General features: G+C 46.2%; 8 protein-coding genes. 5 read left to right on the top strand and 3 right to left on the bottom strand.

Features of this window, described 5'->3' with window-relative positions; translation table 11 throughout:
• The first annotated feature begins 330 nt into the window (after positions 1–330).
• Positions 331–1,521, top strand: a complete 1,191-nt coding sequence (locus tag AC4IE7_RS03605; protein WP_490775438.1) for a serine hydrolase — start codon at positions 331–333, stop codon at positions 1,519–1,521.
• Positions 1,522–1,970: 449 nt separating this feature from the next.
• Here the strand turns inward: AC4IE7_RS03605 and AC4IE7_RS03600 are convergent, their stop codons facing one another.
• On the bottom strand, positions 1,971–3,902 hold the full coding sequence (locus tag AC4IE7_RS03600) for an NAD(P)-binding protein (RefSeq protein ID WP_490775437.1): 1,932 nt from the start codon (positions 3,900–3,902) through the stop codon (positions 1,971–1,973).
• A gap of 479 nt (positions 3,903–4,381) precedes the next feature.
• Here AC4IE7_RS03600 and AC4IE7_RS03595 point away from each other — a divergent pair, with 479 nt between their 5' ends.
• From AC4IE7_RS03595 to AC4IE7_RS03580, 4 genes are all read left to right on the top strand, one after another.
• Positions 4,382–4,807, top strand: a complete 426-nt coding sequence (locus AC4IE7_RS03595) for a 2Fe-2S iron-sulfur cluster-binding protein (protein WP_490775436.1) — start codon at positions 4,382–4,384, stop codon at positions 4,805–4,807.
• A gap of 705 nt (positions 4,808–5,512) precedes the next feature.
• Positions 5,513–6,847: an OprD family outer membrane porin gene (locus AC4IE7_RS03590; RefSeq protein WP_490775435.1), complete on the top strand. Its 1,335-nt coding sequence runs from the start codon at positions 5,513–5,515 to the stop codon at positions 6,845–6,847.
• Positions 6,848–7,320: 473 nt separating this feature from the next.
• The gene (locus AC4IE7_RS03585) at positions 7,321–10,446 is read left to right on the top strand and encodes an MMPL family transporter (RefSeq protein ID WP_490775434.1); all 3,126 of its coding nucleotides are present in this window, start codon (positions 7,321–7,323) and stop codon (positions 10,444–10,446) included.
• Positions 10,447–10,690: 244 nt separating this feature from the next.
• On the top strand, positions 10,691–11,956 hold the full coding sequence (locus AC4IE7_RS03580; protein WP_490775433.1) for an outer membrane beta-barrel protein: 1,266 nt from the start codon (positions 10,691–10,693) through the stop codon (positions 11,954–11,956).
• A 24-nt stretch (positions 11,957–11,980) separates the two neighbouring features.
• On the opposite strand, the gene AC4IE7_RS03575 is transcribed toward AC4IE7_RS03580, so the two are convergent.
• Together AC4IE7_RS03575 and AC4IE7_RS03570 are read right to left on the bottom strand one after the other, a co-directional pair.
• Positions 11,981–12,289, bottom strand: coding sequence for a hypothetical protein (locus AC4IE7_RS03575; protein WP_490775432.1), 309 nt, complete (start codon positions 12,287–12,289; stop codon positions 11,981–11,983).
• 27 nt (positions 12,290–12,316) lie between these two features.
• Complete coding sequence (locus tag AC4IE7_RS03570; protein ID WP_490775431.1) at positions 12,317–12,919, bottom strand: hypothetical protein; 603 nt, start codon at positions 12,917–12,919, stop codon at positions 12,317–12,319.
• Between the last annotated feature and the right edge of the window lie 111 nt (positions 12,920–13,030).

Here is a 13,030-nt window from a genome sequence, read left to right as displayed (position 1 = left end):
GGTCTGATTTGTATGGCTAACAAATAGCTAAGATCAGGGTGTGGCGCACAGGGAACGGCCCAGCCCATTCCTGCCAAGCGCAGCTACACCGAGCTGATCTACTCTTGTAGCCGCTAATCTTTGAAAGTAATGACAGACCGCCTGGGTGATGGGAGTGGGCCATTTGCCATATATCTTCCAAATCATGAATCTATCGCCACAAACTTTGAAATTATCAGTTGGACATTGCTGATTTTATTGGTAATTAAAAAAATTGTTCAATCTCGCGATTTTACTCTAAAATAGTCTGGTAATAGGTTGATATCAATAAAATATTTCTTGGCCAGAATCATGCGTAAAACCTTTGCCTTCATCATAGTGGCTTTCTGTATCACTCTCACGACGCCCACGATAACTCTGGCTGCCCAAGGCTATGATGTCTCATATGTGTGGTCACGTAACCTCAGCAGTGTGCAGGAGTATCGCGACAAGGTCTCCTATGTGTTGGGGCAGAGTGTGGCCAAAGATTTGAAAGTGGTTGCCAGGGATGATCTCTATGGTCTGATTTACAGTCGAAATGGTAGCAGTGAGAGTACGGCGCGGGTTGTTAAATCGCACTCAAAACTTTTACGTGCAAAGGGGCTTGATGCAGTCAGTCCGATCAAGTCACGTAACTGGAAAAAAGTGGGCGAAGCGCCCCTGCCCAAAAAGATCATAACCGCAGTCGCGCCTACACCGAGAGCGAGTCGCAGCAGCCATATCAATCATCTTGAGTCAGCTGTAGAAGCCTACATTGATGAATTACGAAACAGAGGGAAGATCACTGCTGATGAGCGCACTGGGTGGTCTGTATTCGATTTCACCACAGGTAAAAAGCTGGTAACGATCAATGAAGATGTGCAGTTCCAGGCAGCCAGTCTGGTTAAGCCTTTCATTGCTGCTGCCTTTTTTCATAAAGTGAAACAGGGGCAGTTGAAGTATGGCCCAAAAAGCCGACGGCACATGCAACGCATGATTCAGCATTCGAACAACGCCTCAACCAACTGGGTAATAAGGCAGGTTGGTGGTCCCCAGACCGTACAGAAGATTCTTAAACGTCACTATCCACGCATCTTTCAAGAGACGCTTCTGGTCGAGTATATTCCAGCCAATGGGCGAACCTATAAGAATCGAGCCTCTGTGCATGACTATAGCCGGTTCCTCTATGCAATCTGGAACAAAAAGATAGCGGGGGCGAAAGAGATCAAACGTTTAATGGCCCTGCCAGGAACCGATCGCCTCTATACCGGCGTGCCGGAAGTACCCAGAGGTACCCGGGTATACAACAAAACTGGTAGTACTGCACGGTTGTGCGGAGACATGGGTATCCTCAGTGTCAAGGGTTCTGATGGCAAACGATACCCCTATATCTTGATCGGAGTTATCGAAAAGCAGCGCAATGCCAAGAACTATACAACCTGGATTCGGTCCCGTAGTGAGATCATCCGTAACGTCTCTGCGATCGTCTACAAGGGTGTAATTGCACATCACAGTGACAGTTGAAGGGTTAATAGGATGATCAGGAGCTGTCTTTACTTGACTGGGGGTAATGAATCCTCGCAAAGATTCTGTTCAGAACACATATTAAGGTCAATCACTGGTAATTAGAAGATTGAAAATGCCCCCCACAAAACTCAATATTTTTGTTGATGATGAGGAATCTAACTTTTTCTCAAATCTGAAAAGCCCCTCTCCCTTTACGGGAGAGGGGTTGGGGAGAGGGTGTACGCGAAGCGTTTCATGTGGTTGAAAGAGAAAAACTGCATTGATCGTTCATATTTTTCTTGCTGATTGTTGGGGAAAATAGGGTGGTCATTCTCCCCCTCTCCCCCGGCCCCTCTCCCGCGAGGGGAGAGGGGAGTTTCACTCCCCACCTATTTAAAAATACTGATGACTTGTAAGTTTTTCTAGCTGTGATCTCTGCTTTACGATGCTTTTCATGGCATCAATAGTCAGTACTGACCCAGGCCCATCTCGATGTAACCCGTGGGGCAGACCTCCTTGCAGATGTGGCAACCGACGCACTTGGTATAGTCGGTCTCAACATAACGTCCCATGGCGCGCTCACTCTTGTTTACGCGGTAAACAGCATCCTGCGGGCAGTAGATGACACAGTTGTCGCACTCGAAGCAGAAACCGCAGCTCATGCAGCGCTTTGCTTCACTGATTGCAGTCTCCTCTGAGAGTCCAGTAAAACGCTCCATCATGCTTCCCAATACATTGGAGGTATTCACATCCACCTCATCCCTGGTATTCAATGGCTCGTATGAGAAGTGCCCTGTAAACATTGCACTACTCTTGACCACATCTGCATCGGCACGATTCTCAAAATTGTGGACAGACCACTTGGCGTCGCTGGTGCCCCAGGTCTGGCCATGGTTGTACTCATCCGGGGAGAGATCTTTCTCAGCCAACTCCTGTAACAGATCGAAATGATGACCTTCCACCTTGGGTCGGTCATCCACTGTTTTGCCATTCAAATATTTATCAATACCCTCAACAGCTATAGAGGCCTGACCAATAGCAGTGGTCAGCAGATGTGGATTCACAGCATCCCCAGCTACGAAATGACCGGTCTTACCTTTGACCTGCATACTCTGGTCGGCATCGATTAGATTCCACTCATTGGCAATGCCATCGATACCTTCATAGTCACCGGTCTGGCCGGTAGCAGCAACAATCAGCTCGCAGCTGATCTCGAATGGTTCTCCGTTGGCCTCCATTTTGCCGCTGGACCAGTCTACCGGTTGCACTTTCAGAGCATAGGCACGACCCTGATCATCCAGCATCACTTCAAGTGGTGCCAGGCTGTCGTGGATCTCCACACCCTCTGCGATACAGGCCTCCAGCTCATGCTTGGTACAAGGGGCCTTGGCAATGGGGCGGCGATAGACCAGCCAGCAATCAGAATCGGAGCGCTTGGCTGTCTGGTCGTTGCTCTGGCTGCCTGAGCCATCAAAAACGGCCTCAGGTCGTTCAGAGCTATCGAGGTTTGCCACTTCACCAATGCGCTTGGCCACAGCGGCCACGTCCATCGCAGTATCGCCACCACCAATTACCAGGATGCGGCCGTTCAGATATTTTAAGGAACCCTCATTGAATGACTTCAGAAAGGTCATTCCATCCACACAGTTTGGTGCAGCACCACCTTCAACACGTAGCGGCTTTCCAAACACAGTGCCTACGCTCCAGAAAATGGCATCGAAATCTTTCTCCAGCGCTTGTACCCCTAGGTCACGCCCTACACGGATATTAAGTTCCACATCGATACCACCTACGTCGAGGATACGTTGGGTCTCGTGTTGCAGTACATCCCGTGGAATACGATAACCAGGAATACCGAACACCATCTGGCCGCCCAGAGCGCTATGGGCTTCATAGATGGTTGAGCGATGACCAAGACGGCGCAGAAACAGCGCGGCGGCAAGGCCGGCAGGACCACCACCGATGATTGCCACGCGCTTACCGGAGTCTGTCTCAGGTTTGGTGAAGGCCAGGTTGTTCTCCCGCGCCCAATCACCAATATATTGTTCTATTGAGTTGATGCCAACATGACCGTCCAGAGTGTTACGATTACACCCTCCCTGGCAGGGGGCAGGGCATACCCGACCCATGATCGCTGGAAAGGGGTTCGCCATAGTCAATCGCTCAAAGGCGTGCTGCTGCCAGGGTATACCGTCCTTGGGTTTATCCAGACCACGTACAATCGATAACCAGCCACGGATATCGTGGCCAGAGGGGCAGACATTTTGACAAGGAGGCGTGCGCTGGATATAGGTGGGGCAGACGTAAGACTCACCTTGATTGATCACATCACTATCCCAGTCATAATGCTCATCATCACCATCTTCATAGCGCCGATATGTTGGATCACTATCACTCATTTTACTAATCACTCCTTTAACTGCTTATTGATCTAATCTTTGTGCACTGCCAATTAACTCTCCACTGCCCCAGAAAAGAGTATGCAAAGTATATAGAGTGAAGGGGCTGTTGTGCACAATTTAAACAAAAGTTTTTTAAGAGAGGCTTAAACCTGGTATGTAACCGGTCACCCTTTTAAAAAATTGAGACAAATTTAGTCTCATGCCGGAGTATATCTATACCCGAGTTTGTTTATGTCACATAGCATTTTCATTGTTGCTATAAGCAGTATGTTAAATCTAATTGATCCAGATCATAGATACTAACCAGGTCATAGATATTCGATGTATGGGGTACAGATTGGCTAAGGTGCAGATTAACTAACCTCCAAGGCAAATATTTGTGATCAAAGTCTCAAGCCACTTCATGGTTACTTAAGCTATTGCATAGATAATCATTCTGACGAAGTCCTGTGTCAGGCCAGAGAAGGGTAGATGTAATGGACATTTTCACCATTATAATTATGATATTGGTTCTTGTGGTAGTTCCGATAGGGGTTAGCTATCTCGCGCGACGAGGAAAAGCACTCTACGATTCCGGGGAGAGTTTCGCTTTTGAGGTATCGACTTTTTCGCCGGATGTAAATGGTGAGGCAGTGGAAAATGAGCAAGAGATCACTGTCTCCTTTTGCGAAAGCAGTAAGCAGTATCGCTGGATTGGAACAAAGGAGTCTTTACTGGAATTTGCTGAATCGAGAGGTATTGAGGTTGAGTCCCTTTGCCGGGCAGGGGAGTGTGGTTCCTGCCGGACCAGGCTTGTTGAAGGCGAGGTGAAATATCATAAGAAGCCCGGTATCAATCCAGGTCGTGGCTATTGTTTGCTGTGTATCTCTAAACCCAGATCGAACATCGTGTTGAAGAGGTAGGGCTGTCAACCAGGGAACCTCATGTTTATCAAAAAAATTAAAATAACCAAGTTTCAATTAGGGGAATAGAGGCTGCACTTTACTATCTGGTAGTTATTGATCAACTCTATTGAAGCCCTGAAGACGATATATGTTAGTTTTCGGGGTAATAATATCGTTAATAATCCTCTCTATATTGCAAATGATCTTATTAATTGAGATAGGTCAAAGAATTAGTATATTTGCATGTTCAATTATTGTTGATTATGACACTATATAATCCGAAAGTTAAAAGAAGTATTACAACTGCTTTCGCCATAGATGCTTCAATAAATCTAGACGCGGTTATTTTTGGATGTCCCGTCTCTATCGCAAAAAGCGTGACCATGAATATATATCCTATATGTTCTGCAGTTTTATTTTTGTTAGTTGCTCGTTAATAGATAGACGTAATTTCTTATATTGAAATTAGTCACTGGTTTCTAGAGTGTCTCTTTATTATTAACCAATGCTGTTTCGTGCTCTAATTTTCAATCATGAGTGGTAACTTGTAAGTATTCAACTTCAAGTATGGGGATTTTGCAGACAAATCTTACAGATTATTATCTATCCTGCTTCTACTAAAAAATCATTCTTCTTTTGTGATTTGATTTATCCATTTTGTAGTTACTGAGCCCTATGGTTTGACTATCTAGTCTCAGCTTAATTAGTATTTAGGAGAAATCAATGAAAATAAAAAGCTTGTATTTAGTCATGCTTGTTATGTTTTTTGGACAAGCATTTGCCGCAGAAGATTCAACTTCGACAGGTGATGTGGGGAAGCTTGATTTCAGTCTCAAGGCGATGCACATTCTGGGTGATGCCGGTAATGGTTATGATCCATCTGAAGGTAGTGCATATTTGATTAAATTAAAATACCTGACTCCATCCTGGAAAGACCTGAAATTAGGCGTAGGCTTTTACAATGTTGGGGATTTGTTTAACTTGACTGATTTTGATGCGGCTGCTGATTCTGATAAGCGACTGGCACGTGGTATGTTTGTAACTGATGATGGCCAGGAAAAATCCCATATGGGTGAATTCTATCTGAACTACACGCATGAAAAATTTGTGGTTAATGGTGGACGACAACTTTATAAAACTCCATTGACAACTATTACTTATAGTACCATGCCGAATTTTCATACGGCCTTCGGTATCAGTACATCAGCTATTCCGAAATTAAAGTTGTCTTTAGATCAGGTCACTCAGATCTCCTTTGGTGCGCGATCTGCGACTGACTATGGATTGATAGGTGAGGCTACACGAACTGCTGGTGCATCTTTTAGCCCCGTTGCTTTAGAGCAAGCTGAATTTTTGAGTGTTTCAAAAGCTGCAATAGGCGTTGACGAAGATACAAATGGCATTACAGTTCTCGGCGTTAACTACGATTTAATGAAGAATGTAAAAATATCAGCCTGGAATTATTATGCTGATGATATTTCAAACACACTCTATATGGATGCCACCGCCGGATTTCCAGTTAATAAATTTAAAATTGGCATTTCAGCACAATACTTAACCCAGAGCGAGACTGGTGATCTAATTGATGAGATGGATTTCCGTGGGTTTACCGATGGTATTGATTACAATCTTTTTGGACTTAAGGCTGTATTGAAAGGTAAGGGCTGGATGGCTTTTGCTGCATATAATAAATCGAGTGGCGACACAGGTATGTTTAATTCTTGGGGTGGTGATCCTGCATACACAAGTACAATCTTTTCTCGCAACGCTTATCGCGAGAACGTCAGTGCATATAAGCTTGGCGTAAAGTACAATTTCATGAAGAACTTATTTGCAATGCTTAGTTATGCAAATTATGGTCAATCAGATACTCTTGGCTTCGGTGGTGCTGGCACTGCGGCAACAACAGATGCTGATGAAATCGACCTGGTATTGGTTTATAAGCCGATAAAGGATCTGATGGTGAAACTATTTCATGCCGAACGCACAAGCGAATATGATGGTGTCGTTGATAGAACACAATCTCATACACGACTGATAGCATCCTATAAGTTTTAGTGGATTATATTGCAGAGATGAACTCCCGATGAATAGTCGGGAGTTCAGTATTACACCATGAAATGGTAGTGATTATATCTTCACGAGTAGAGGGAATCGCCGATCTCCATAATCAGATGTTGACTCGCTACTGAGTCATCATTATGTGTCAGGAAAAGTAACAAGCTATCTTATTCACTCTAGCCTACTACCTGGAGTTGACAGGTAGGGCCATAAGAGAGAATGTGGTTTTATTTGGGAGGCGGTTCATTGCGGCTTTGTCGATTTTCTGAAGCCAAATTCAGACTCCATAGACAATAGTAAAACTATAAACTATCTGTTGAAATAAATGATCGATCTCCCGAAGTGGTATGGTTGTATCAATACCTGATACGCCCGCTCTTAGATTAGCTTTCGATAGAGATCCCAGGGACAAGTGAAGTTATGAAATTACTGTCTAAACTCAATCCTGATTACAGCAACAGGGTAGTTCGTTGCGACAACTGATCATCCAGGCTGCAAAACTGCCCTGGCTGGTTCTCCTGATACTGGTTGGTGTTAGTCTGATGGCAGCCAATCAGCTTTACAAACTTACATTCAATGTCTCGACTGGTGATATGCTGGTCTTGGATGATGTCGATCTCGATTATTATCGACAGACGCTGCAGAATTTTGGCTCTGACAGCGTGATTATTGCCTACTTTGGAGATGGTCAGTTGGCCACAGCCGGAAAGCTACAGGCTGTACGCCAAGTATTGGATCGCATAGAGGCTTTGCCTGACGTTCAACGTTCAGAAAGCCTATTCAATTTGCCGCATATCCGCAGCGTCAATGGTGATGTCACCACTACCCCGTATCTGGCAGAAGTGCCGGTAGACCAGGAAAGAGTCACTCAACTGTTCTCTCAGGCGCTGAAGAACCCCTTTGTCACAGGTAACCTGTTGGCTCCCAGCCACAAGGCTATGGCCGCTGTTTTTTACCTACAGACAGGGCTCGATGAAGCCAGGGCCGAAGTCGTGTCAAACAGTATCGATGCCCAACTTGCCACCCTGCAGCAAGAGCTTGAGCATGCATTTCAGCTCGGTACGCCTTTTCTCAACAAAGAGATCGCACTACGTATAGACCAAGACCTGCGACACACCTTACCAATCGCTCTGGCTGTTCTGCTTATCACCCTGGCGCTGGCTTTGCGTCGTGTAAGCGGTATGCTAATTCCGCTCCTGTCCGCTGGCATCAGTGTATTGTGGACGCTTGGTCTGATGGCTGCACTGGAAATCCCACTGAATGTGGTGACAGTGATCGTACCAGCGCTACTGATTACCATTGGCTCAACAGAAGATATCCACCTGCTCTCAGAATACTACACCCTACGTGATGCTGGTCATCGTAAGAGTGCAGCAGTAAATTACATGGCCAGTAACATGGGCACTATCATCACCCTGACCTTCTTCACTACCTACCTGGGTTTTCTATCGATAGCCCTCAACGATATCAAGCTACTTAGCCAGTTTGGCCTGATTGCCTCCAGCGGCCTGCTGATAAACTACCTTGTGACGATTGGTTTGGTGCCGGTTCTGCTCGAACTATTTGGCACAAAATCCACCAACAATGCAAAACGTGGCCACCGCCGTCTGCTTCCCCTGTTAGCTGAGCGCACCTATCAGATAGTCAGTCATAATCGACCTACCGTAGTTGTACTGATTATTGTTGCAGTGGCACTTTCCGCCGCAGGTATAGGAATGTTGAAACCTGACAACACTACACTTGGTTATTTCGAGGAAGATTCAGAACTAAGACAACGCCTGCAGACAATTCAATCTGAACTTGCCGGCATGGAAACCATGTCCATCGTGCTCGATTCCGGCATCGAAGGTACTTTTCTACAGATACATTATCTTGAGGAAATAGAGCGTCTACAGCGTTACCTGGTCGAGTCCGGTTTTGCTGATTCAACTCTTTCCTTTGTCGACTATCTCGCGTTCATGCATGTGGCAATGGAAGAAGATAACAGCGCTGAGCTCTATCTGCCAGATGACGATGCCATGGTTCGCGAGTATATGTTGTTCATTAAACACAATCAGGTTAAGAGCTATCTGTCGGAAGATCACAGTATGGCTCGTATTGCGATTCGCCACCGGGTAACGTCATCCTATGAGCTCAATCAGTGGACTGAAAAGATCCGCGCCCACATTGCAGCTGATGTCGATCCCGGATTGAACGTCAAGCTCACAGGAGAGTCTCTATTGGCTGCCAAGGCAGCTGATTATATGATCGATGCGCAGTTACAATCACTTCTGCTGATGATTGCCGTGATTTTCATGATTACCTCGGTACTGTTCTTCAGCAGCAAGGCTGGCTTGATAGCAGTTCTGCCCAATCTACTTCCGATACTTATCCTATTTGGTACCATGGGCATGATTGGGCTTCCCCTGAATACAGGTACTGCGATGACAGCCAGTATCGCACTTGGTATCTGTGTGGATGACACCATGCACTTTATGATGCGCTACAACCAATTGGCAAAGCGCATGAGCGACAAGGCAGATGTCCTGCGCCAGACAGTTCGTCACGAAGCTATTCCCATCCTTACCACATCAGTCGCCCTTGCACTGGGTTTCGCGGTAATGGCGATATCAAACTTCCCGCCAATCGTCCATTTCGGGTTGCTCAGTGCATTTGTCATTTTTCTCGCTGTAGTGGCGACTTTTATCTTTACTCCGCTGTTATTGAGCTTCGTCAGCCTCATCACTCTGTGGGATGTATTGTCACTCAAGCTCAAGCGCGAGGTGGTTGAAGAGTCCCAACTGTTCAGTGGACTGAGCGCGCTGCAGGTTCGTAAAGCAGTACTGCTTGGTACTATGAGCGAGCATCAGGCGGGTGAGGTCGTAGTACGCCAGGGTGACATGGGCCGGAACCTTTACATTATGCTCGATGGGGATGCAGTCGTTTCCAAGCAGCATGAAGATGGTTCAAAAAATGTGCTCGATACCATCCAGGTTGGTGACATGTTCGGTGAGATTGCACTCGTTGCAGATCAGCCACGCATGGCTGATGTCACCACGCAGAGCCAGGTCACGCTGTTGAGTTTTGACCGTGCAGCCCTCGCACGTATCGCACACATTTACCCACGCATAGCTGCAAAAATCCTCGGAAATATCTCCCTCGTACTGGGGGCACGTTTTACCCGTATCACTAAGCTCGATCCAATGCTTCTCGACGATGAGACAGGAGCCTTGAAGAGATCTGTATTCACACTCCTGCTGGAAAAAGAGATCAGTGCAGCACGACGCCACAGTCATCCCCTCTCGCTGTTGATCCTGAAACTACAGGGCATGGAAGAAGATGGCAAGGTAACTTCAATTGCTCAGATTTTCCACATATCTCGCATTACTCTGATGCATCTGCGTTCAGAAGACCACCTGTGCCGCTGGAACAATTCAACCTTTATCCTGTTGATGCCAAAGACAGGACAGGAGCAGGCAGAGCGGGTGAGGGACAGATTACTGGCAGCGATCGGCACCGAGAGAGGGTCACTAAATCACTGCACGATGCTAGACGAAACAGAAAGTTTTGAAAAGTTTCTGAAACGTATAGAACAGAAAGAACGTTCAATGCGCTAGGGCCTGTTAACACTAATCGAATCGGCCCTGCTGAGACTGTTTTTTTATCCAGAACCAGGAGTATGGTGATCATCTCAGAGAAGTACGCTTAGAATATATTGATTTTTGAAGGGGGTGTCTTCGGGAAAGAGAGGCTAAACCCTACATATTTATGTAGATCTGTTACAAGCTGTTTCACAAACCAATACATAGCAGTTACATGGATGTATACTTTTTGAAAGGATTACAGGAATAGTCGTGGGGTATGAGGACAATGAAACCAGTGACTGCCACTTTTCTTCAGCTGGGTTTACTAACACTGACTGCAGTTGTACAAATTAACTCCGCTATCTGTGCAGCTGGTTCCCCTGCTCAGGATTCACGTAAAAAACCGGGATTCTATACTGATGATTTTCGTATACTTCCTGAGGTTGAAGCGACCGTCTACTACGATAACAACATCTATGCGACTAAACGGCTCAAGGAGGCAGATTGGGTTGCTTTGATCTCTCCAAGGCTGGGCGTTGACTCCCTATGGGAATCTCATAGCCTGGAATTAGATGGCGGTGCTGATTTTGGTCGTTTCACCGACAACGGATCTGAAGACTACGATGACTATTGGCTGAATGGAAATGCTGAGTTTGAGATCAGTACAGATCGTCAACTCTATAGCTCTGCCAGTTACAATCACAATCATGAGAACCGGGGTTCCAAGGAGGGGGGCAGTCTGCAAATTGATGAACCTACCACCTATGATCTCATTGATGCTCAAGCTGGTGTTAATCAGAAATTCGACCTGACCTCCATTAAAGCCGGTCTAACCTATAAGCAACTGGACTACGATAATGTTGGTAGTCTCTATAACGACGATCGTGATCGTACAGAATCAGGGTTTGGGGCTCGTTTGAGCTATGGCTTATCGAGTCGGAGTGAAATCTATACTCAGGCAATTTTGAATCGTAGAGATTATGGGGATCGTCAGGACCAGTTTGGATATAACAGGGATTCGAAGGGTAGTAACCTGATAATTGGTGCGTCCCGCCGATATGGTAAAGGCAATAAATTAGACGCTTATCTGGGGCAGATAAACCAGGAATATGATGATTCCCGTTTTGATAGTGTCAATCTTTTGATTTATGGATTAGATCTTAGATGGTACCCCTCAAATAAGACAAAGATTACCGCAAAAGTAGAGCGCACACAGAATGAAACAACTGAGGTTGGCGCCTCAAGCTATCTATATACTTATGTCGATCTGCAGATTGACCAGAAACTCGGCAAGGATATTCTGGGATACGTCAATGTCAATCGTGGTGTTGCAGACTTTCAGGATGTGGGTAGGGAAGACGTGAGTCAGTCATTGGGTATTGGATTGAAATACTATCTCAATCCCTTGGTTATGTTTTCAAGTAGCTACAGCTATATTGATAATGACTCCAATGATACGAATCGTGTCTATGGTGTGTCTGAGAGCTATGATTATAAACGGGGCGTTATTTTCTTCACTGTGCGTGCCAGATTGGCGCCATGATATTATATGACGCACCACACTAGATTAGCGGCCTCTACCGCCGCCACCTTTGGGTCCACCATTACCCCCAGAACCTTTATTTGTGCCGCCAGGAGAGGTAGCGCTATGATTTGCAGAAGATCCGCGACGAGATTCGTAGCCCATGCCAAACCAGGTCCATCCGTCTCCCTTCTCGTCCTCCTGCCACCCCTCCTGCCAGCTGTCCAGTGCTGAGGTTTCAGACTCCTGATCATCTTCAATCTGACTGCCGACCCCACTGTCGTCCGCCCATAGGCGACCGGCAGAGAGGAGTAGCACAGAGATCAGAAAAGCTTTGAATGTCTGACTCAACATGTTTATTACCGTTGTGTATCAGTGGCCTTAGCGTCTTCCATTGCCGCCACCTGAGCCATGTCCAGCACCCCCTTTAATGACTTGGGTACTACCACCCATGGTGGCACTACCATTTCCGGAGCTGCTATTGTTCTTACTGCGAACTATTGAACCACTTGTATTGAAGCCCTGTCCAGAAGCGCGATCGTTTGAATTAAATCTAACATCGAATGCCTCCTCATTTTCAGTCAGTTGCTGGGTGGATTGGTTCACTCTTTGCCGCTTTTGGGTCTGCTCAAATGTGGCGTCATCTTTGTGAATGTTATCGCGATCCCTGATCCGGTCCCTGTCATGGGAAGGTGTCACAACACTCTCCTGGTCGCCATTTTCTGGTTGGCCGGCCGCTGTCTCATCAGATTGCGATTCGTCTCCAAGTTGCAGACGATTGCGCTGGGCCTGCTCAATATCTCGTTCCCCAACTCTATGACGTAACTGAGTGTTTTTGTCAGGGTTTTCGAACCGGTGCTGTTGTGTCGCCTCAGCTCCGTTTAAATCTGGCAAATCATCGCTGGCATAAACTACCCCGTTTACTGCAGAGAGGGTCATAGCAAGCATAACTGAAAGGTGTAATACTGTTTGTGAAGTTTTCATCGTGATTCTCCTGTTTGTGTTTCTCCCTTGACTCACTTTCAGCTTAGAACCAGACTATTTCTATTAGATTTCTGCTGTCAGGCAGTATGTTTCAAGTTGTTTCACTTTAAT

It is taken from the genome of Candidatus Thiodiazotropha sp. AKAK3 (genome assembly GCF_058244645.1).
This window is presented reverse-complemented; position numbering and strand designations above follow the sequence as displayed.

Excerpts from the sequence above, each read along its gene's own strand:
- AC4IE7_RS03605 (WP_490775438.1), top strand. The coding sequence starts at position 331 with ATGCGTAAAACCTTTGCCTTCATCATAGTGGCTTTCTGTATCACTCTC.
- AC4IE7_RS03600 (WP_490775437.1), bottom strand. The coding sequence starts at position 3,902 with ATGAGTGATAGTGATCCAACATATCGGCGCTATGAAGATGGTGATGAT.
- AC4IE7_RS03595 (WP_490775436.1), top strand. The coding sequence starts at position 4,382 with ATGGACATTTTCACCATTATAATTATGATATTGGTTCTTGTGGTAGTT.
- AC4IE7_RS03590 (WP_490775435.1), top strand. The coding sequence starts at position 5,513 with ATGAAAATAAAAAGCTTGTATTTAGTCATGCTTGTTATGTTTTTTGGA.
- AC4IE7_RS03580 (WP_490775433.1), top strand. The coding sequence starts at position 10,691 with ATGAGGACAATGAAACCAGTGACTGCCACTTTTCTTCAGCTGGGTTTA.
- AC4IE7_RS03575 (WP_490775432.1), bottom strand. The coding sequence starts at position 12,289 with ATGTTGAGTCAGACATTCAAAGCTTTTCTGATCTCTGTGCTACTCCTC.
- AC4IE7_RS03570 (WP_490775431.1), bottom strand. The coding sequence starts at position 12,919 with ATGAAAACTTCACAAACAGTATTACACCTTTCAGTTATGCTTGCTATG.